Origin of the sequence: Leeuwenhoekiella parthenopeia (genome assembly GCF_020782115.1) — a bacterium.
GTDB lineage: Bacteria > Bacteroidota > Bacteroidia > Flavobacteriales > Flavobacteriaceae > Leeuwenhoekiella > Leeuwenhoekiella parthenopeia.
In genome coordinates this window covers 89,656-108,867 of the sequence record NZ_JAJGMW010000005.1, presented here as the reverse complement: position 1 = coordinate 108,867, position 19,212 = coordinate 89,656, and the positions used below count along the sequence as shown (strand labels likewise).

Sequence of the window (19,212 nt, the reverse complement as noted above, 5' to 3'; positions counted from 1 at the left end):
TATGGCCCGCTCCAAGCAGAAAACGCTCATTCTTTCTTTGGCCAGGCGCAACAGTCAGCCGCTATATGCGCTCAATATTGCGCGTAAACTGCCCGAAGGAAGCTTTGATTTAATGACCAGTAAACAGAGCACTTACTCCTGTGGCATGTTTAAAAATTGCTTCAGTATTCACACCTATACCAACACATGGAGTTTTTTTTTCAGCAGTATTTTTTTGCTTCCGCTACAGTTTTTAATGCTTTTGCCTCAACTGATAAGAAATTATGACCGGCTGTATCTGCCCTACGGACATTTTTGGGACTTGCCTTTTATACTTCTTTTTAAAATGCTGCATAAGCCGGTAATCTATACCGTTCACGATGGGATTCTGCATCACGGAGAACGCCGTAGATTGGTGCAGTACCTGGAGAATTTCAGGATTAAACGTGCAGATCATTTGATATTTTTAACCCATTTTGTAGAACAGCAAATCAAAACCCAATTAAACAGTTCTGTTCCTACTTCGGTTATACCTCATGGCGCTCTCACAGCGCATTTCAATTTTCCACCTAAATTAAAAACCGACGAAACCCGCATTCTTTTTCTGGGCAGAATCAGCAAGTATAAAGGGGTTGAATTGTTGCTGGAAGCATTTGAAGAATTACAATTGCCGAATACCCGCCTGATAATTGCAGGCGAACCCATTTACCCGTTTAAAGCTAAAGAGCTCAAAGCAGTAGATTACCATCTGGAGTACCTTTCTGAAGCAAAAATAACAGCGCTTTTACAAAACGCAGATATTTTGGTTTTACCTTATCTTGAGGCGACCCAGTCTGGTGTTGTGAGCTTAGGAATAAGTGCCGGTTTACCTATGATTTGCACGCGTGTGGGAGGCCTGCCCGAACAACTGAAGGAGGAGGAATGCATTTGGGTTTCTCCAAACAAAAAAGAATTAAAAGAAGCTTTGATAACACTTGTGACCGAGCCGGAGCTGCGGGCAAAGCTTCGCGAAAAAATGAGGTTTAAGAATCAGGATTTATCGAAGAATCAGTTGGCTGAGTTAAAACAGCTAATTTTAGGAAGAACAACAGCATCTTGAGTATACCTGAATTAAATAACAAGCCCGTTTTAATAAACAAAGACCATCTGTTTTTTATGGTTTTGGCTTTTTTGGCTGTGCTTTTAGCAGTGCTGGCCCCCACGTTTTTACCGGGTCGCTTTTACAATGATGCCCGCATCATTACCCTTGATTTGTATAATGAAATTGGCTGGATAGACAGTTATCCGCTAACTATGGCGTTTTATAAATACACCGGGTTGCGCCTGTTACCGTATTGGCTGGTAGGTTTTATACAATTAACGATTCTTTTTTGGGCACTTTTTAAAATAGGCGTTCCCGATGGTTTTTCACGATTAAGCCTCAAAAACGCATTGGTCTGGATTTCCTTTTTTATTCTTGCGATTTACACCTCAATGCCTTCTAAGGAGTTTATCAACTTTTTGGTTGTGGCTCTTATTCCCGGTTTTCTTTATAAAAAGTACAAATCCCACAGCCGGTTTGCAGTATTAAGCTGTTTATTGCTGATCGTTTTTGGACTGTTATTTAGAGTTTATTTTGTTTTAATTCCTGTTCTGAGTCTGCTTTTTTATGGCCTGGGTAAATTGCGATTGAGAACTAAAATTGCTTTTGTATTTGGATTGGGAATTTTTGCCGTTATCGTAATGTCATTGTCCTACAGTTTTATAAAAGGTCCTTATTTAAGCGAAATTAGCCGCGAAGCAGTAAATAGCGAAAGGCGTTTCAGTCCGGAAGCGGCATCGATGATAGAACCCCCGCTTAACGTTAACACCTGGTACGGGGAAGCGGTAAGTATCACGTACGGATTTTTCACGGTAAATCTTCCGGTAAACGGCCTGAAGTTTTTGGGCAAACCCCAGATTCTGGCATTTGTAATCTGGCAATTCATGCTGTTTGCGTTTCTTATATGGGGTTTCGCAAATGCTTTACGCAAGCAGCAAACCTATCCCAGGATGCTGTGGATTTTTTACTTTGTGATGGCCTATTTTATCGTGCAGGGTGTTTTTGAACCCGATTTAGGCTCGGCTATTAAACATAAAATTGGCATCCTGCCGCTCATCTATTTTGCGCTCTATTATGATTATTTCAGAAAGGACATACCGGTTTAGTTACAATCTATGGCTGGTTGTTTTGGGCACATCTTTGATTTTCAGAATGCCGTCAACCCTATTGCTTATTCTTTTTGCGGCATACAACCTTTTGTTTTTCAAGCGGATGCGATTTACTAAGGATCGTATGCTGATTATGGCTTTGATAGCGACTCCTTTTTTGCTTGATTTGCTCTTTTTGTGGAATAACGAAAGCCTTACAGAAGGCTTTAAACATGCCGAAAAGCGCCTGTCGCTGCTTCTACTTCCGGTATGTTTGCTGAGTCAGACCCACAGGTTTAACACCGCGCGCGTGTTGCGCTATTATGCCTGGCTTAGTACGTTTATTTTAGTTGTATGTCTGCTGCGCTTTGCCTGGATAGAGCCTGAATTATTTTTGAAATACCTCAGTGGAAAAAACCTCTGGGAAATGGGTTACACCTTCGCAAATTCTACCGGAAACCATGCTCCCGCACTTAATATGCATACCGCTTTTGTAGTTGTGATTAACTTCTATTTTTTAAAGGAGAAAGCCCAAAATGCCAAAATCAGAAGTGTTGTTTTACCTCTTTTGTTCTTTATTGCTTCGGTAATTCTTCTCTTTTACATCAATACGAGGTTAGCTATCGCAAATGCTTTTTTTGGAATTATTCTGGTAAGCCTATACCAAAAAGCAAGGCTTTTCGACCTTAATGTATTGAAGAAACTGGGCCTGGGAGTCTTGATTTTCGGAGTTCTTGGAATAGGTTTTATAAAGATGTTTCCCTACAGCATTCAGAAATTTTCTTCGGTCACTTTTGCCCATACCGATAAAGTGGGGAAACTCGACGAACTCGAAAATCCGGAAGAAACGGTTTTTAATGGTCTGGTAACCCGTTTGAGTATCTGGCAATCGGCTTTTGAAGTTGTGAAACAGCATCCCTTCATTGGGGTAGGCGCCGCCGACGGAAAACAGGAACTAATACGCTATTTTAAAACGACCGATCAACAGTTTTTAGCCAAATATGAGTTTCCTGTTCACAATCAATATCTGGATTTCTGGATCAAATTTGGAGTTTTGGGTTTGATCACAAGCCTTATGTACGTTGGCCTGTTTCTCTATTTTGGCATTAAAACCCGGCAGGTTTTGTGCGTTTTTTTCTTTGTTTTGTTTGCTTCGGCAAATACGGTTGATGATTTTTTAATACGCTTTGACGGGATTGTTTTTAGCGGGCTTTGGCTTTGCTTTTTTGCGCAGGCCTATGTGCTGGACCGCGAAAGCAGGAAACGCGGTTTAGAGGAGAAAACTTATTTTTAAATCAGGAAGCTCTAAAGTTCTTTACATATAAGGCCGCAAGCTTGTTGAAATTGGTAGTGCTGTCAAAGAGAAGCCGGTTGCGTTTTGCTGCTGCCTGCCCAATTTTTTCACGAACTGCTTTGGGCTGCAACGCTTTTAAACAAACCTGAAAATCTTCAGCATCTTCAAAAAGATAACCGGTTATACCCGGTTTGATAATGTCTTTATTACCAATGATGTTGGTTGCAATTATAGGAATTTCACGCGCTGCAGCTTCAAGAACAGCAATGGGCAGACCTTCCCAAAGCGATGTTTGCAAGTACACATCCAGTTTTTCAAGCCGTTCAAGACCCTTTTTGTTTTCTTTAAACCAACCCGTGATCCTGATATTGGGTGCGGTAAGTAAATGCCTGAGTTCGCCATCACCAATCCAGATAAACTCAATTTCAGGATTGTTGAGCGCCAGACGGTTAAAAAGCTGAGGATCGCGCTGTGCCGTGGTACGCCCTAAAATTCCTATTCTTTCAGTAGTTGCCGTTTTAAGCTGAGGTTGAGCAGTGATTGCTGCGTGATCAATACCATTGCGTACCAGAACCGCTTTTCCAATTTTTTTGGAATGTAAAAGCTCGGTATCACCGCATGCCACTATGGTGCCTCCGCAGAGTTTCTGGGTGAAAAATTCTATCGCGAAAAAAACAGAGCGTTTAACTTTGCTTACATCCTTTCGCAAAAAGGAATATCCGTGAGGCGTGTAAAACAATTTTGCACGAATGTTACGTGAAAACAAATGCGCAAAACGACCCAGGATACCGGCTTTTGAGGAATGTACGTGTAAAATATCGGGCCTGATTTTAAGCAGTTCCTTTCGCACAGCTTTAAATGCCCTGTAATCTCCAGAAACACTTATCTCCCGCATCATAGGGATGACGATGAGTTTTGTTTGGGGATGAAAGTCCTGCGCCACGCGACCCGGATCAATTTGTTCCCGCCTGTCGCTATAAATAACGGTTACTTCAAAACGGGGGTCAGATGCAAGAACGTGAGTAAGATTTATAAAATAGGTGTACACACCGCCTCCTAAAGCTTCAACAAGGTGTACAATCTTAATTTTCTGCATAAATATAGGTTCAGTTTCTGAAAGGTCCTTTCAGGCTTTAGGAGCTTTTTCGGGGCGAAAAGATATTATCATAATTTGAAATAGCACTGTTCCTTTCCGTTTAATTTGAATATGTATTTCAGGGTTTGGCGCTTACCGGAAATCTTTTAGTAATTTTAGCCCGTTTGCCCCTTTGGGAATACCTGTATTTATGAACGAAAAATCCATCAGACACAATTACCTGCTGCAGCCGGCCATTGCACTTTTTGATCTCGTTGTCATCCTGGTAAGCGCACTTTTACTGCACTTGCCTACCCGTGCCTTGCTGATATTTTCAGTTTACAGCGTCTTTGCCTGGCTCATTACCACAGTAGGTTTTGGTTTTTATAAAGTGTATAGATTTACTCCGCTGGTACGTATTTTGGGACTTATTAGCCGGCAATTATTTCTTGTTTTACTATACACGCTCTCGTTCTTTGGGATTTTTAACGAAATCGATATAGCGCTAGCCGATATTTTCAGTTTTCTGTTGGTTTCTATGATAAGCATCGCGCTTTTTAAAATTCTTGTTTTTAATCTTCGAAAGAAATTTAGAACGCGACTGGGGGCAGATTATGTACAGGTGATTATCATTGGCCGCAATGCAAAAACCGAAAAACTTAAGGATTTTTTCAACTATAATAAGGCCTACGGTTTTAAAATGGTTCAGAATTTTGACCTTAAAAATGAACAGATAAGACTTGACGAGATTCAGCATTTTGTTCTTGAAAACCGAATTGAAGAGATTTTTTGTTCGGTTGCAGAGCTTTCAAACAATGAAATCAAGCAGCTCATTAATTTTGCAGACAATCACCTGGTCAAACTGAAGTTTCTGCCGGACAACAAGGACATCTTCACGAAGAAGATGGATTTTCAGTACTACGGGTATACGCCTATTCTTGCCTTGCGTACGCTTTCGCTAGACTCGCCTATCAACCTGTTTTTAAAGCGCTTACTGGATGTTGTAATTTCGGTTTTTGTAATTGTTGGTGTTTTATCCTGGTTAACCCCCTTGCTTGCAGTAGTTATTTACTTTGACAATAAGGGTCCGCTGTTTTTTAAACAATTGCGCAACGGTCTTGACGGCAGGGAGTTTTACTGTTACAAATTCAGGTCTATGGAGGTAAATTCGAATGCTCATGCTCAGCAGGCGAGCCGCAACGATTCACGTACCACGCGTGTGGGTAAGTTTTTGAGACGCACGAGTCTTGATGAATTCCCGCAGTTTTATAATGTGTTGATGGGTAATATGTCTGTAGTAGGACCAAGGCCGCATATGCTGAGCCACACTATTGATTTTGCCTCACAGATCGATAAATTTATGTTGCGCCATCTGGTAAAACCCGGAATCACGGGTCTTGCCCAAATTAGCGGATATCGCGGGGAGATCGAAACCAAACATGATATCAAAAACCGGGTGCGCCTCGATATCTTTTATGTGGAAAACTGGTCTATCTTGATGGATCTGCGTATTATCGCTAAAACATTTTTACAGGTCATTTATGGCGATAAAAAAGCCTATTAACGCTCCGCTAATCTCGATTGTAACGCCCTGTTGCAACTCGGCTGCATATATTGAAGCGACTGTAAAATCTATTCAAAACCAAAGCATCACAGACTGGGAGTTACTGCTCGTGGACGACGGCTCTACAGACGCTACTCTAGAAATTATAAGCAAACTGGCTGAAGCAGATGCGCGCATTTCCTATTTTAAACAGCCTGAAAATTTGGGCCCCGCGTTGGCACGCAATCGCGGTATTGAGCTGGCTCAGGGCAGTTACCTAACCTTTATTGACGCCGATGATTTGTGGTTTCCCCGGTTTTTAGAGCGCAGTCTTGAGGCTACAAAGGATCACGCTTTTGTCTTTAGTTCGTATCAACGCCTAGATGAAAATCTGCAGCCCTATCTTTCAGATTTTATAGTACCGAAACGGGTAAGCTATACCGATATTTTAAAAAGCAATTCCATCAGTTGTCTTACGGCTTTTATTGACATTTCGCAGCTTGGAAAAAAGTACATGCCCTTGATTAAAAAGCGTCAGGATATGGGTTTGTGGCTGCAGTATTTAAAGGAAACCGGCTATGCATACGGCATTCAGGAGCCGCTCGCGGTGTACCGAATACGTAAGGGTTCGCTTTCACGCAACAAGGCAGCCCTGCTCAACTACCAATGGCAGTTTTACCGGGAATTTGCAAATTTAAATCCCTTACAATCGGCTTATTATATGGCTTGCTGGGCGTACAACGGCTTTGTGAAATACCGCAATTAAAAACTTCGGGTAAATTGCTTCAGCTTACCGCGCGTGCTTCGGTCTAGAGATGTTTTTTGTTCTATTTTGATAGTAACTTCCTGTCCCAGATAATGCAGTAATGCACGCTTTATTTTTTGGAGTTCCGTTTCCGCGAAAGCCTTATCAGCCACATATGCAATCTCAAAGCGATCAGGCTTAGACTGATGAATCACAAATTCCTTGACCGAGCCCGTATCTGAAATGATTTCTTTGGTCACATAGTAAAACGCCAGTGCGGGAATCTTTTTTCCGTCAGGTAACAGTGCATAATCGCCCACACGACCTTCCAGTTTGCTTAAAACCGGCAAGCCATTCTTCAAACTCAAAGCTCCAAGATCGCCTATTTCGTAGCGGATAAAAGGATGCGCCTTATTGAATAGCGCCGTAATCACGATTTTACCCGAAACACCTTCAGGCAACGGCTTATTGTTCTCATCCAGAATTTCCACAAAAATCAGTCTGGAGTCTATCTGTAAATCGCTTCCGGCATTGCCTATTGCAATAATTCCGGTTTCGGAAGCACCGTATTCATTGATAACGGGTACGCCAAACTGCTTTTCGAGTAGCTTCAAATCTTCCGGAAACAGCATTTCGGCAGTGACAATGCAGTGGGTAAGGCTCGGGCAAATACGTTTCAGAACCAGATCTTTTTCAGCCAAAAATTTTGCAAACAGCACCAGCGAACTCGTGTAACCGTTGAGGTAGCTGTAAGCCCCGGTTTTAAAACGGCGTATAAAGGTTTCAAAATTTTCGGGCGAAGCGTCAAAAATGGGAAACCGATAGCGATTGCCTAAAAAGTCTTTAAAACGCTCTTCATAATGATCGATACCGCTTTTTGGAATGCCATAAAAACGCGCTTCCGTTAGGCCCATGTCAATCCCCAGCCCGTTATATAAATCCTGAATAGAAGCCCAGGTAAGCGCGTGCGCAAATTTGTCTTTGGCAAAAATAAAGGGATGACCCGACGAGCCCGAAGTTTTGTGTTTGTGAATGTTTTTTTCAGAAAAGTCTTTAGAAAGACGTTTGGAAAGCGGTTGCTGCAAATCACTTTTGGTCAATACAGGCAGGGAATTCCAGTCTGTAACTTTTCCGGCTAAATTCTGGTAAAAGGGATTTTCAGCAAGATGATGCCTTAGGATTTCTGTTTTTCGGGCTTCTGTATAGGCGGAAAAATCCTGTTCTACTTCAGCCTGCAATTGCTGCAATTTGCGTTTTGCGGCGGCGATAGAATAGCCGTTAAGGCGCAGACTGAGGTTGGTTAAATTCACAAGACTAAAATTAGTAGGTCAATTTACAAACATTTATTTTTGAGGCTTAATTAATTTTTAAGCTCATCTGATGCATATTCTTATTCTGGGCGCCGGCGGGCGTGAACATACATTTGCCTATAAAATCGCTCAAAGTCCTAAATGTGAAAAGCTTTTTGTGGCTCCGGGTAACGCCGGTACAGCCGGTATCGCGACTAACGTTGATATTTCGGTAACCGATTTTGAGGCGATCAAAAAACTGGTTTTAGACAAAAATATAGATATGGTGGTCGTAGGCCCCGAAGATCCGCTGGTACACGGGGTGTATGATTTCTTTAAAAATGATAAGGAACTTGGTCACGTTGCGGTAATTGGTCCGTCAAAACGCGGTGCATTGCTCGAAGGCAGTAAAGAACGTGCTAAGGAGTTTATGGCAATGTACAACATTCCTACAGCAGCCTATGAAAGTTTTAAAGCCGAAAGTCTCGATGCCGGAAAAGCATTTTTAGAAGAGTTGAAGCCTCCGTATGTGTTGAAAGCAGATGGACTTGCAGCCGGTAAGGGTGTGGTCATTCTGAATGATCTCGACGAAGCCAAAGCCGAACTCACCGATATGCTTACCAATAAAAAGTTTGGTGCTGCCAGTGAAACCGTGGTAATCGAAGAGTTTTTAGATGGTATTGAACTCAGCGTTTTTGTGCTTACAGACGGTAAAAATTACATCACCTTGCCTACGGCGAAAGATTACAAGCGTATTGGCGAGGGCGATAAAGGCCTGAATACCGGGGGTATGGGAGCGGTTTCTCCGGTTCCGTTTGCAAATGCAGCTTTTATGGAAAAAATTGAAAACCGAATCGTAAAACCTACGATTGAAGGTTTAAAGGCCGAAGAAATTGAGTACAAGGGCTTTATTTTTATCGGACTCATCAAAGTAGGGGATGATCCTAAAGTGATTGAGTACAACGTGAGAATGGGCGACCCTGAGACTGAAGTCGTGCTGCCGCGTATCAAAAATGATCTCGTAGACGTTTTTGAAAAAGTTGCCGCACAAAAACTCGATGAGGTCGAGCTGGATCTGGATCCCAGATCTGCAGCTACCGTAATGCTTGTAAGCGGCGGCTATCCCGAAGCTTATGAAAAAGGAAAGGTTTTAACCGGTTCAGAGACAGTTACAGACTCTTTGGTTTTTCACGCAGGCACCCATCTAAAAGATGAAGAAGTGGTTACTTCCGGAGGTCGTGTGATGGCGGTGACTTCGCTTCATGAGGATTTTAAGGAAGCGCTTAAAACATCCTATAAAAACATTGAAAAAATCAAATTTGATAAGATGAACTACCGCAAAGACATTGGTTTTGATTTGTAAAACCAAAAGCATAGAACTAAAAAAGCCCCGTAATTCGGGGCTTTTTTACTATGATAAGGGAACAAAAACTAGCTGTTAAGGTTGTGATGTTCCTGACTGTCAAATTTGTTAAGCTGTATGCACCAGTACACAAACGCAACTGAAACTACAATGATAAACACAATATTAATCAGGTTTGCGGCTACCCAGCTGCTATCCTGTAATTGACGTAACCAGTCTAAAGGAGCAAAAGCTACGTTGACAAAAAAATCCTGAATTCCGTAAAATAAATCTTTCAATTCCATAATTGTATACTTTTACATCCTGATTACGAATGCCGCACCCGTTATTTTGAGTTGTGCGTTGCAAAAATAGAAAAAACTACAATGCTAACAAGCTTTTTTGGCGCTTCAAAACCTATAAATTTCGCAGTAATCGTGCTGGGTGTGATTCTGTTTCTTACGGGATATTACACATTTTCAGAATATTACGAGTTAACGGCTCTGGGTATTTTGAGTCGGTTTATGTTTTTATTACTGTATTTGTTTTCGCTGGGGGTTCTCAATTTTGTGGTAAAACGCAACACGTTAACCCGCAGAACCACCTACATTGTCTTTTTCTTCGCCTGTTTTACCCTGGCCATTCCACAAACTTTTTTCAATAATGATATGGTCTTGTCGGGCTTGTTTGTGCTTCTGGCTTTGCGTAGAATCATAAGTCTCAAATCTGAAAAAGACCAAAAAAAGAAAATTTTTGACGCGGCATTCTGGATTGCTGTAGCCTCCCTGTTTTTTTTCTGGAGCCTTCTTTTTATAGTGGTACTCTACTTTGCTATTGTATTTTATTCTCCCAATGAATATCGCAACTGGCTGCTTCCGTTTGCGGGCCTGTTTACGGTTTTTATTTTGGTGCTAACCTTTAGTCTGTATTATGAAGGAGCTGGGGTTTTTGCGCGTAATTATGTGCAGCTGCCAACCTACGATTTTTCGTCATTCAACAATCTGAGACTGTTATTGCCCACCTCATTAATTCTCACACTGTACCTGTGGTGTGGTTTTCGGTATGTGTCGCAGATAAGCGAAGTGAGTCAAAAATTAAAGGCTTCCTATCTGCTTACCTTCATCAGTTCGCTGGTTGCGCTTTTCATCGCCTTGTTTCTCGCACCGGTGCGTGATGGCAGTGAATTGTATTTTTTATTCGGTCCGCTGGCGATCATCGCGGCCACCTATATAGAAACAAGCAAAAGCTTTTGGTTTAAAGAAATGATTCTATGGCTGGCGTTGCTTATGCCTTTTTGCGCAGTCTGGTGGGGCGTTTAAATCTTGTTCAGCTGGAGGGCGAACTCAAAAAGCGTTGGCTTTATCCCGATACCTGGTTTAGAAAACAAAACGATGTCTGGGACCGGCGCAGTGATTTTATCTATGATTTTTGGCAATTTGAAAGCGTTTTGGAACGCATCTCGCGGACTGAAACTTCAGAATTTGACAAACAGGCTTTCTTGAACTATGCACTCAATCGCTGGTACAATTACTGGAGCGCCCGCGCTGTTGAACAGATTTTTTGCGAGCAACCGGGAGTCGTACCGGCAAAAAATGCCAAAGACCGTCTGGTTGATTTTAGCATAAACGGGATTAATTTTGACCTGAAAACTTCCGTTTTTCCAAAGGCTTTTGATCAGGATCTCGCTTTCGCGAAAGCAAACCCGGCACAGCTCATCAACTGGCTGTATACGCATCAAAGCACCGGCAGGCGCTTTCATCTGGAAAACCGGCTTTTTTTAATCGTGCATCAAGCAGACGGAAGGCATTACCGGTTAAAGGCAGAAATATCCTGGTTGCAAGGGCTTATTGCAGATTATGTGAGTACTTTTGATGCCTCAAAATTAATTGCAGTTTCAATAACGCACTCAAAAACCGTTTTTTCAGATAGTATCTGGGCAGTACGATGAATTATATAGGCTCAAAACATAAACTTTCTTCCTGGTTGCTCAGCAGCATCAGTGACGTGTGTGGGCCAGATTTATCAAAGCTCGTTTTCTGCGATTTGTTTGCCGGTACGGGCAGTGTGGGACGCACGTTTAAACCTTTGGTCAAAGGGGTGATCGCAAACGATCTGGAGTTTTACAGCTATGTCTTAAATCGAAATTACATTGGCAACAATGAGCCGGTTAATGCTTCAGCCTATATTGAAGAATTAGAAAATCTCCCACCAAAAGCAGGTTTTATCTTCAATACCTATAGCGAGGATGGAAAAGCGGGACGATTGTATTTTTCAGCCGAAAACGGCAAAAAAATAGACGCGATCCGCAGCCAGATTGAAGCCTGGTTTTTACAGGGCGAAATAAACGAAGACGTGTATTTTTTTCTGTTGGCCAGTTTGCTGGAGAGTGCCGATAAGGTTGCCAATACGGCTTCGGTTTATGGCGCGTATTTAAAAAAACTGAAAAAATCAGCTCAAAACACTTTGATCCTAAGACCTGCCGAGTTTGAAATCACCCCGGGTAATCATTCGGTTTACAACCAAAACAGCAACGAACTCATCAAAGCTATTTCGGGCGATATTTTATACCTCGACCCGCCCTACAACGCACGGCAGTATGGCGCCAATTATCATGTGCTCAATACTATCGCAAAAAAAGATACCTTTGTACCCAAAGGAAAAACCGGGTTGCGGAGCTATAAAAAAAGTGCTTTTTGCAGCAAAATTGAGGTCGCAACTGCTTTTGAAGAATTGATAAAGGAGGCAGATTTTAAAACGATTTTCCTGAGTTACAATAATGAGGGCTTAATGCCTGCCGAAACCGTAAAAGCGATTATGCAGCGGTATGGCAAATACGATTTGGTTACCACATCGTATCAGCGTTTTAAAGCCGATAAGACCGAAAACCGCAATCATAAAGCAACCGGTACAACCGAATATTTACACATATTAGAAAAATAACCAGCCATGATAACACATACCGCAAAACGTATATTTGAGCGCGCTGTAGACGATTACCACATTAAAGACCGCGTTGATCAGCCTTTTGACAACCCGTACGACACCGATGTTGACTTTTTAGAGCATTTGCTCTACCGCAAAGCCTGGATCGATACGGTGCAGTGGCATTATGAAGATCTTATTCGAGATCCGAAAATCGATCCCGTTGATGCGCTGGAGCTCAAGCGAAAAATCGACGCTTCAAACCAGGATCGTACCGATATGGTGGAGTATATAGACAGCTATTTCCTGAAACTGTATCGCAATATAGAGCCTAAGGATTCGGCAACCATCAATACCGAAAGTCCGGCCTGGGCGCTAGACCGTCTCGCTATTCTCACCCTGAAAATTTACCACATGGAAGAGGAAGCGAATCGCGAAGACGCTTCAGACGAGCACAAAATCGCCTGTCAGAATAAACTAGACGTGCTCATCGAGCAGCGTGTAGATTTATGTACGGCGATAGACACGCTGGTGCGCGATATCGAAAACGGTGACAAGTATATGAAAGTCTACAAGCAGATGAAAATGTACAACGACGAGGAACTCAATCCCGTGCTGCGCAGCCAAAGCAAGAAGTAAATGCCGGTTGCCCAAAATCCCCATATTCTGTGCATACGCCTTTCAGCAATGGGGGATGTGGCGATGACCGTACCCGTATTAATCGCCTTGACACGTACCTATCCCAATTTGGAGATTACGGTGGTGTCAAGGCCTTTTTTTGCGCCTTTTTTTGAACCGCTGGAGCGTGTGCATTTCTTTGGTGCAGATGTTAAGGGCAGGTATAAGGGAGCCGTTGGGCTCTATAAACTGTATAAAGACCTGGATCCCGCCCGTTTTACTGCGATTGCCGATTTACATAACGTGATCCGCTCTAATGTGCTGAGATCTTTTTTTCGCTTACGCGGAAGTAAATCGGCACAAATTGATAAAGGCAGGGCCGAAAAGAAAGCCTTAACCCGGGAGATTAATAAGGATTTCAGGGCCTTAAAAAGCACCCACGCGCGTTATGCCGAAGTCTTTGAAAGCTTAGGATACCCCGTGCAACTAACCGGCAGCGAATTCCTACCAAAACAAGCTATTACCGACAGTATTCGGGAGCATATAGGTCACAAACCCTACAAATGGCTGGGCGTCGCGCCTTTTGCGGCACACGCCGGTAAGCACTATCCACTGGAGTTGATGGATATTGTCCTGTCTCAATTAAACCGCGAATCCTATAAAATCATCCTGTTTGGCGGTGGGGCAGAAGAGACTCAAAAGCTACAATCTTTTGCCAATACATATCCCAACTGCGTTTCGGTAGCGGGTACATTCAGCTTTGCTGAAGAACTCGCCTTGATTTCCCATCTCGACGCCATGCTAGCGATGGATAGCGGTAATGGCCATCTTGCCGCGCTTTTCGGTATTCCGGTAGTTACGATTTGGGGCGTGACGCATCCGTATTTGGGTTTTACGCCCTACGGCCAGCCTCCCGAAAACCAGTTAGTGGCAGACCGGGAGCAATTTCCGGCGATCCCCACTTCGGTTTATGGCAATAAAGTCCTTGCAGGCTACGAGAAGGCGATGTACAGCATTAAACCGCAACAGGTAGTTGATCGCATCAAAACGGTTTTAGCGTAAACTATCCTTTACAGGTGATCTCTTTTTTTACTTCCGATTATCAGATTTGGGCGTGACCCTGCGGGTCGGGCTATCCGCTACAAGTTTATGCCATTTGCAATAGGCATAAAGCTTTCCGCTACTATCCCTCACGCGGTTTGCAACTACCATTTTAAAAACTGCTTTTTAATACGCTTTTAAAACAGGAAAGCTGATTAAAAAACTAACTTTAGAAATCAATTAGTTGACCATGAAAGCATCCCTTACACAGTTACTCCATATTCAGCATCCCATTATTATGGCGCCTATGTTTCTCGTGTCAAACGTAGCCATGGTTAAAGCGGCTATGCAGGCCGGGATCGCAGGCTGTATCCCGGCGCTAAACTACCGTACCTTGCCTGAATTACGCGAAGCAATTAACGAACTTAAAGCCGCAAAAGCAGATGGGGGAGCTTTTGGCTTTAATCTCATTGTCAATAAATCAAATACCAAATACCCCGATCAGTTGGCGGTTTGCTGCGAACTGGGTTGTGACTTCATCATCACTTCCCTGGGTAATCCCAAACAGGTAATTGAAGAAGCCCATAAAAAAGGTATTCTGGTGTTTTGCGATGTGGTCAATCTGGAGCAGGCCAAAAAGGTAGAAAGCCTGGGCTGCGATGCCATTATAGCCGTAAATAACGAAGCCGGCGGCCATCGTGGAGACATTTCGCCCAAAAAACTAATCGAAAGCCTCAATGCAGCGGTAAAGCTTCCTGTGATTTCTGCAGGCGGGGTAGGAACTCGTGCAGACCTGGAAGAAAAAATGAGTTTTGGAGCATCGGGGGTCAGCATCGGGAGTCCGTTTATTGCATCAGAAGAAGCGGGGGTTTCGCAGGAATACAAGCAAGCCTGTGTAGATTATGGGAAACAGGACATTGTGATGACCCAAAAGATCAGCGGTACGCCCTGTACGGTGATCAATACGCCTTATGTGCAGGAAATAGGCACCGAGCAAACCTGGATTGAAAAGCTGCTCAATAAAAACAAATGGCTTAAAAAGTATGTAAAAATGCTCCGCTTTTTAAAAGGAACCAATATGGTGACCAAAGCCGCCACCGAAGCCACCTACAAAACAGTCTGGGTCGCCGGACCCACCATTGAACATACCAAAGCCATTGAACCGGTAGCAAAAATCATTGCACGGTTTACTAAATAATAGCAAACTATGAAAGCAAACGACTTAACTCCTAAAGAACCTGAACCATCTGAAAGCTATAAAGCGATGATGGATGAGATGTTGTTGAAATTTCAAGAGGGTAAACTTGAGTTTATACCTGTTGAAGAGGTTTTGGCGAAATATTCGTTGTAAAAAATCCTCACCCATTTTTGAAATGGGTGAGGATTAATTTTTTTAAAGCGAAGCTTTGCAAATTCCCCCTTCGGGGGTTAGGGGGCTGGGCTCTATACCTCGTCGTAATCAACTGTAAGCGTTGCTGAGGTGGCCAAAGCCTGGCAGGTCAGGATCAGACCTTCTTCAACCTCATCATCGGTAAGGATCTGGTTTTTGCGCATTACTGCGGTGCCTTCGGTAATGCGGGCAATACAGCTGCTGCAAATACCTCCCTGACAGGAGTGCGGCGCGTCAATATCGTGCTCTAAAGCAGCGTCAAGAATAATTTTATCCTGAGGAATTGTAAATTCAAATTCTTCATCGTCGCAGATGATTTTTACCTGAGTTACTCCGTCAAGGGCTTCAGCGATCTCATCCCCGTCATCAGAACTGGTAAAAAGTTCAAATTTCACCTTATCGTCTGCAACTCCGTTTTCTTTTAAAACGCCTTTTACACCATTGATCATTTCTTTAGGTCCGCAGAGGAAAAACTGATCAAAATCGTGCGATTTGAATTTGTTTTTCAGCACAAAATTGACGGTAGCTTTTTCGATTCGGCCAAAATGCGCATCGGTTTCCTGCTTACGACTGTAAATAAATTCGACAAACAAACGCTCCGGGTACTTCAACTGCAATTCCAGCAATTCTTTGTGGAAAATCGTCTCCTCAACGGCTCTGTTTCCGTAAGCCAAAACAAACCGACTTTTAGGCTCCTGCTCCAATACGGTTTTAAGGATGGAGAGCACCGGTGTGATTCCGCTTCCGGCAGCAAAAGCTGCGTAATCCTTCTGATTCTTGGGATTGGTTTCTACTGTAAATTTTCCTTCCGGCGGGTGTACTTCAAGCGATTCGCCAACCGTAAGTTTATTATTGGCTAAAACGGAAAACGTTCCGCCTTCAACCTCTTTCACGGCAACTTTCAACATTCCGCTTTGCGGAGTAGAACACAGCGAATACGCGCGGCGCACTTCTTTACCGTCAATTTGTGTTTTAAGGGTGATGTACTGGCCGGCTTTAAAGCTGAATGTCTCTTTTAAGTTTTGAGGGACTCCAAAGGTGATGCTCACTGCTTTATCGGTCTCGCGGGTAATATCTTGTATGGTTAGTGCGTGAAAATCGCTCATAGTTCAAAAAATTTGGGCAAAAATACGAAGCACAGGCGTTTTGCGCTGTAACAATTCTATAATTTTCGCACTAATGCGGTGACAATACGTTCAAAAAAAGGCAATACAATGATCAAACACTTTATCAATCTGGAATGGAAGAGCTTTTTTAGATCTGCAGCTTTTCAAACCAATCTGGTACTCAAAATATTTATGGCCCTCGGGGCGCTGTATTTTATAGGTCTTTTTACACTTGCGGGTGTCGGAGCCTATTTTGGTCTTGAGGAAGCAGGTTATGAGCCCTTGCAAACGCTTAATAAGTTTATGATTTATTATGTGCTTTTCGACCTGATCATTAAGTATATGCTGCAAAAAATGCCGGTGGTCAATATAAAACCCCTGCTTTTACTGCCTTTTAATAAGGCTAAGATTGTAGATTTTGCGCTGGGCAAAACCATGCTGTCGTTTTTTAACATAGTACACGCGTTTTTCTTTATTCCGTTTAGTGTGGTGTTGCTGGCGCAGGGTTATGATGCGCTGCACGTGATTACCTGGCACCTGGGGATGATGGCGCTTATTTATGTAAACAATTTCATCAACGTGTTTCTCAACGATGCGATGGCTTTGGTTGTAGGTTTGGGGTCAGTCATTCTGGGACTTGGAGCCCTTCAGTATTACGGGATTTTTGATATAACACCCTACGTAGCTCCCTTTTTTCAGGGATTGTATGACACGCTGTGGATGTTTGCCATCCCCGTAATTGCTGCAATCGCGCTGTATAAAGTCGCTCACGGCTATTTTCTGAAGCGCCTGTATCTGGATGCCGGTCTGGCCGTAAAAGCTCAAAAAGCGTCAACCGAAAATCTGGATTGGCTCGATCGTTTTGGGAAAACCGCAACCTTCTTAAAGAACGACATCAAACTTATTAAGCGCAACAAGCGGTCTAAAACTACTGTGATTATGAGCGTGGTATTTTTGTTTTACGGTTTGCTCTTTTTTACCGGTGGTATTGAAAGTTACGACAACCCGTTTATGAAGATTTTTGCCGGAATTTTCGTTTCCGGAGGTTTTCTGTTCAGTTTTGGGCAATTTGTACCCAGTTGGGACAGCGCGTATTATCCGCTGATGATGACCCAAAACATCCGTTATCAGGAATATTTAAAGTCTAAATGGATGCTGGTTGTTTTGGCAACTGCGGTATCAACCATTTTAGGCCTGGGCTATCTGTATTTTGGTTGGGAAGCTTATGCCGCGGTTTTGGTAGGCGGAATTTACAATATGGGTGTAAACGGACACGTGGTTCTACTGGGTGGTGCATACATCAAAACGCCCATTGATCTGACCAGCAACAAAAAAGCTTTTGGTGACAGTTCGGCATTTAACGTGAAAACCCTGCTGATTACGATTCCAAAACTATTACTGCCAATCGCTTTGTACGCCATCGGGCATTTTACGCTAGGTCCCGTATTTGGTTATGCGCTGGTTGCTTTGGCCGGTGTCGCGGGCTTTGCGTTCCGCGATTTTATGTTCAAAAAAATCGAATCGGTTTATAAAGCGGAAAAGTATAAAACCATAGCTGCGTATAAGCAGAAAAACTAATATCCCATCCTAACCCTTCTCTCCCGATAACTATCGGGAGGAGGGAAGTTTAAGCAACAATTAAGAAAATTAGTATTATGATCCATATTCACAACTTATCGAAGACCTATAGCGGCGTTACTGTTTTAAATATCGAAGAACTGCACATTCCTAAAGGCGAATCTTTTGGCCTTGTGGGGAATAATGGTGCCGGAAAGACCACGCTTTTTAGCGCGTTACTAGACCTGATTCAGCCTACAACGGGTTACATTCAAAATGGCGAAAGCAAGGTCAATGAAAGCGAAGCCTGGAAATCGCACACGGCTTCCTTTATTGACGAAAGTTTCCTGATTGGGTATCTTACGGCTGAAGAATATTTTTACTTTATTGGCGAACTGCGCGGGCAAAACAAGGCTGATGTGGATGCTTTACTCGCAGGATTTACCGACTTTTTTAACGATGAAATTCTGGGCAAACGCAAGTATTTACGCGATTTATCTAAAGGAAACCAAAAGAAAGTAGGCATTGTGGCTACGCTAATTGGCAATCCCGATGTAATTATACTGGACGAGCCTTTTGCCAATCTCGATCCTACGACACAAATTCGCTTAAAAGGTATTATTAAAAAACTGGCAACTGACCGTGACATTACCGTGCTGGTCTCAAGCCACGATCTCATTCACGTAACCGAAGTCTGCGAGCGTATTGTAGTCCTCGAAAAAGGGAAACTGGTAAAAGACATCAAGACTTCTGAAGCAACCCTTAAAGAACTGGAAGCGTATTTTAGTAAGGAGGAGCCCTTGGTGGAGTAGATGAAGTTTGTAGAATAAAAGAGTGATTCAAATATTCTATTTAATATTTTTTGCGGCTTTAGACTTCCTAGTCTATTACGTATTCGTTCGAGATTTTATTATATCAAAGAGACTTCTTTTTGGTATGATCGGATTTGCAGTTTTGTTTACTCTTATTCAATATTACTACTGTTCCAGCTTTGGAATGTCGAATGATCAATTCTTTAATTATTTGAGAGTTACTTTACTATTTCTTTTATTTTTTTCGGTGGCGGGTATGATCATAGAGTCACGTATATCAAATGATGGAATAGAATCAAGGATAAATAATACTTTGTTTCATTTGATCAA

19 protein-coding genes are annotated in these 19,212 nt (G+C 42.7%); 15 read left to right on the top strand and 4 right to left on the bottom strand.

Annotation, left to right across the window (positions count from 1 at the left end):
- Position 1 precedes the first annotated feature (1 nt).
- From LLW17_RS05565 to LLW17_RS05555, 3 genes are all read left to right on the top strand, one after another.
- On the top strand, positions 2–1,078 hold the full coding sequence (locus LLW17_RS05565) for a glycosyltransferase family 4 protein (RefSeq protein ID WP_228229272.1): 1,077 nt from the start codon (positions 2–4) through the stop codon (positions 1,076–1,078).
- Complete coding sequence (locus tag LLW17_RS05560) at positions 1,075–2,166, top strand: hypothetical protein (protein ID WP_228229271.1); 1,092 nt, start codon at positions 1,075–1,077, stop codon at positions 2,164–2,166. The genes LLW17_RS05565 and LLW17_RS05560 overlap by 4 nt, the downstream gene beginning before the upstream one ends.
- Before the next feature lie 106 nt (positions 2,167–2,272).
- Positions 2,273–3,442 (top strand): O-antigen ligase family protein, encoded by a 1,170-nt coding sequence (locus LLW17_RS05555; protein ID WP_228229270.1) that lies wholly within the window; start codon positions 2,273–2,275, stop codon positions 3,440–3,442.
- Position 3,443: 1 nt separating this feature from the next.
- Here the strand turns inward: LLW17_RS05555 and LLW17_RS05550 are convergent, their stop codons facing one another.
- Positions 3,444–4,538 carry a glycosyltransferase gene (locus LLW17_RS05550; protein WP_228229269.1) on the bottom strand — a complete coding sequence of 365 codons (1,095 nt, stop codon included), beginning with the start codon at positions 4,536–4,538 and terminating at the stop codon, positions 3,444–3,446.
- 190 nt (positions 4,539–4,728) lie between these two features.
- On the opposite strand from LLW17_RS05550, the gene LLW17_RS05545 reads away from it, so the two are divergent.
- Positions 4,729–6,081 carry an exopolysaccharide biosynthesis polyprenyl glycosylphosphotransferase gene (locus LLW17_RS05545; RefSeq protein WP_228229268.1) on the top strand — a complete coding sequence of 451 codons (1,353 nt, stop codon included), beginning with the start codon at positions 4,729–4,731 and terminating at the stop codon, positions 6,079–6,081.
- Entirely contained in the window at positions 6,059–6,826 is a 768-nt protein-coding gene (locus tag LLW17_RS05540; RefSeq protein WP_228229267.1) for a glycosyltransferase family 2 protein, read from the top strand. Before LLW17_RS05545 ends, LLW17_RS05540 begins: the two co-directional genes overlap by 23 nt.
- Here the strand turns inward: LLW17_RS05540 and LLW17_RS05535 are convergent.
- On the bottom strand, positions 6,823–8,115 hold the full coding sequence (locus tag LLW17_RS05535; protein ID WP_228229266.1) for a phenylacetate--CoA ligase family protein: 1,293 nt from the start codon (positions 8,113–8,115) through the stop codon (positions 6,823–6,825). The genes LLW17_RS05540 and LLW17_RS05535 overlap by 4 nt on opposite strands.
- Before the next feature lie 70 nt (positions 8,116–8,185).
- Between LLW17_RS05535 and purD the strand changes: the two genes are divergently transcribed.
- On the top strand, positions 8,186–9,457 hold the full coding sequence (purD, locus tag LLW17_RS05530; RefSeq protein WP_228229265.1) for a phosphoribosylamine--glycine ligase: 1,272 nt from the start codon (positions 8,186–8,188) through the stop codon (positions 9,455–9,457).
- Positions 9,458–9,525: 68 nt separating this feature from the next.
- Here the strand turns inward: purD and LLW17_RS05525 are convergent, their stop codons facing one another.
- Complete coding sequence (locus LLW17_RS05525; RefSeq protein ID WP_228229264.1) at positions 9,526–9,741, bottom strand: DUF6341 family protein; 216 nt, start codon at positions 9,739–9,741, stop codon at positions 9,526–9,528.
- Between the two features lie 81 nt (positions 9,742–9,822).
- Between LLW17_RS05525 and LLW17_RS05520 the strand changes: the two genes are divergently transcribed.
- From LLW17_RS05520 to LLW17_RS05490, 7 genes are all read left to right on the top strand, one after another.
- Positions 9,823–10,755, top strand: coding sequence for a DUF6427 family protein (locus LLW17_RS05520; RefSeq protein WP_228229263.1), 933 nt, complete (start codon positions 9,823–9,825; stop codon positions 10,753–10,755).
- Positions 10,707–11,384 carry a hypothetical protein gene (locus LLW17_RS05515; protein ID WP_228229262.1) on the top strand — a complete coding sequence of 226 codons (678 nt, stop codon included), beginning with the start codon at positions 10,707–10,709 and terminating at the stop codon, positions 11,382–11,384. Before LLW17_RS05520 ends, LLW17_RS05515 begins: the two co-directional genes overlap by 49 nt.
- A complete protein-coding gene (locus LLW17_RS05510; protein WP_228229261.1) occupies positions 11,381–12,376 on the top strand; it encodes a DNA adenine methylase in 996 nt (331 codons plus the stop codon). The genes LLW17_RS05515 and LLW17_RS05510 overlap by 4 nt, the downstream gene beginning before the upstream one ends.
- Before the next feature lie 6 nt (positions 12,377–12,382).
- The gene (locus LLW17_RS05505) at positions 12,383–12,997 is read left to right on the top strand and encodes a DUF4254 domain-containing protein (RefSeq protein ID WP_228229260.1); all 615 of its coding nucleotides are present in this window, start codon (positions 12,383–12,385) and stop codon (positions 12,995–12,997) included.
- Positions 12,998–14,038, top strand: a complete 1,041-nt coding sequence (locus tag LLW17_RS05500) for a glycosyltransferase family 9 protein (protein ID WP_228229259.1) — start codon at positions 12,998–13,000, stop codon at positions 14,036–14,038.
- A 229-nt stretch (positions 14,039–14,267) separates the two neighbouring features.
- Entirely contained in the window at positions 14,268–15,215 is a 948-nt protein-coding gene (locus tag LLW17_RS05495) for an NAD(P)H-dependent flavin oxidoreductase (protein ID WP_228229258.1), read from the top strand.
- 9 nt (positions 15,216–15,224) lie between these two features.
- On the top strand, positions 15,225–15,368 hold the full coding sequence (locus LLW17_RS05490; RefSeq protein ID WP_228229257.1) for a hypothetical protein: 144 nt from the start codon (positions 15,225–15,227) through the stop codon (positions 15,366–15,368).
- A 92-nt stretch (positions 15,369–15,460) separates the two neighbouring features.
- Here the strand turns inward: LLW17_RS05490 and LLW17_RS05485 are convergent, their stop codons facing one another.
- Positions 15,461–16,513 (bottom strand): ferredoxin--NADP reductase, encoded by a 1,053-nt coding sequence (locus LLW17_RS05485; protein ID WP_228229256.1) that lies wholly within the window; start codon positions 16,511–16,513, stop codon positions 15,461–15,463.
- Positions 16,514–16,621: 108 nt separating this feature from the next.
- Between LLW17_RS05485 and LLW17_RS05480 the strand changes: the two genes are divergently transcribed.
- Both LLW17_RS05480 and LLW17_RS05475 read left to right on the top strand, forming a co-directional pair.
- On the top strand, positions 16,622–18,091 hold the full coding sequence (locus tag LLW17_RS05480) for a DUF5687 family protein (RefSeq protein WP_228229255.1): 1,470 nt from the start codon (positions 16,622–16,624) through the stop codon (positions 18,089–18,091).
- A 77-nt stretch (positions 18,092–18,168) separates the two neighbouring features.
- Positions 18,169–18,882, top strand: coding sequence for an ABC transporter ATP-binding protein (locus LLW17_RS05475; protein ID WP_228229254.1), 714 nt, complete (start codon positions 18,169–18,171; stop codon positions 18,880–18,882).
- The last annotated feature ends 330 nt before the right edge of the window (positions 18,883–19,212 follow it).

What these genes read in the sequence shown, in the direction of transcription:
- LLW17_RS05565 (WP_228229272.1), top strand. Translation starts at nt 2, where the DNA reads ATGGCCCGCTCCAAGCAGAAAACGCTCATTCTTTCTTTGGCCAGGCGC.
- LLW17_RS05485 (WP_228229256.1), bottom strand. Translation starts at nt 16,513, where the DNA reads ATGAGCGATTTTCACGCACTAACCATACAAGATATTACCCGCGAGACC.
- LLW17_RS05520 (WP_228229263.1), top strand. Translation starts at nt 9,823, where the DNA reads ATGCTAACAAGCTTTTTTGGCGCTTCAAAACCTATAAATTTCGCAGTA.
- LLW17_RS05500 (WP_228229259.1), top strand. Translation starts at nt 12,998, where the DNA reads ATGCCGGTTGCCCAAAATCCCCATATTCTGTGCATACGCCTTTCAGCA.
- LLW17_RS05510 (WP_228229261.1), top strand. Translation starts at nt 11,381, where the DNA reads ATGAATTATATAGGCTCAAAACATAAACTTTCTTCCTGGTTGCTCAGC.
- LLW17_RS05475 (WP_228229254.1), top strand. Translation starts at nt 18,169, where the DNA reads ATGATCCATATTCACAACTTATCGAAGACCTATAGCGGCGTTACTGTT.
- LLW17_RS05555 (WP_228229270.1), top strand. Translation starts at nt 2,273, where the DNA reads ATGCGATTTACTAAGGATCGTATGCTGATTATGGCTTTGATAGCGACT.
- LLW17_RS05525 (WP_228229264.1), bottom strand. Translation starts at nt 9,741, where the DNA reads ATGGAATTGAAAGATTTATTTTACGGAATTCAGGATTTTTTTGTCAAC.
- purD (WP_228229265.1), top strand. Translation starts at nt 8,186, where the DNA reads ATGCATATTCTTATTCTGGGCGCCGGCGGGCGTGAACATACATTTGCC.
- LLW17_RS05480 (WP_228229255.1), top strand. Translation starts at nt 16,622, where the DNA reads ATGATCAAACACTTTATCAATCTGGAATGGAAGAGCTTTTTTAGATCT.
- LLW17_RS05495 (WP_228229258.1), top strand. Translation starts at nt 14,268, where the DNA reads ATGAAAGCATCCCTTACACAGTTACTCCATATTCAGCATCCCATTATT.
- LLW17_RS05490 (WP_228229257.1), top strand. Translation starts at nt 15,225, where the DNA reads ATGAAAGCAAACGACTTAACTCCTAAAGAACCTGAACCATCTGAAAGC.
- LLW17_RS05550 (WP_228229269.1), bottom strand. Translation starts at nt 4,538, where the DNA reads ATGCAGAAAATTAAGATTGTACACCTTGTTGAAGCTTTAGGAGGCGGT.
- LLW17_RS05515 (WP_228229262.1), top strand. Translation starts at nt 10,707, where the DNA reads ATGGCTGGCGTTGCTTATGCCTTTTTGCGCAGTCTGGTGGGGCGTTTA.
- LLW17_RS05540 (WP_228229267.1), top strand. Translation starts at nt 6,059, where the DNA reads ATGGCGATAAAAAAGCCTATTAACGCTCCGCTAATCTCGATTGTAACG.
- LLW17_RS05505 (WP_228229260.1), top strand. Translation starts at nt 12,383, where the DNA reads ATGATAACACATACCGCAAAACGTATATTTGAGCGCGCTGTAGACGAT.
- LLW17_RS05545 (WP_228229268.1), top strand. Translation starts at nt 4,729, where the DNA reads ATGAACGAAAAATCCATCAGACACAATTACCTGCTGCAGCCGGCCATT.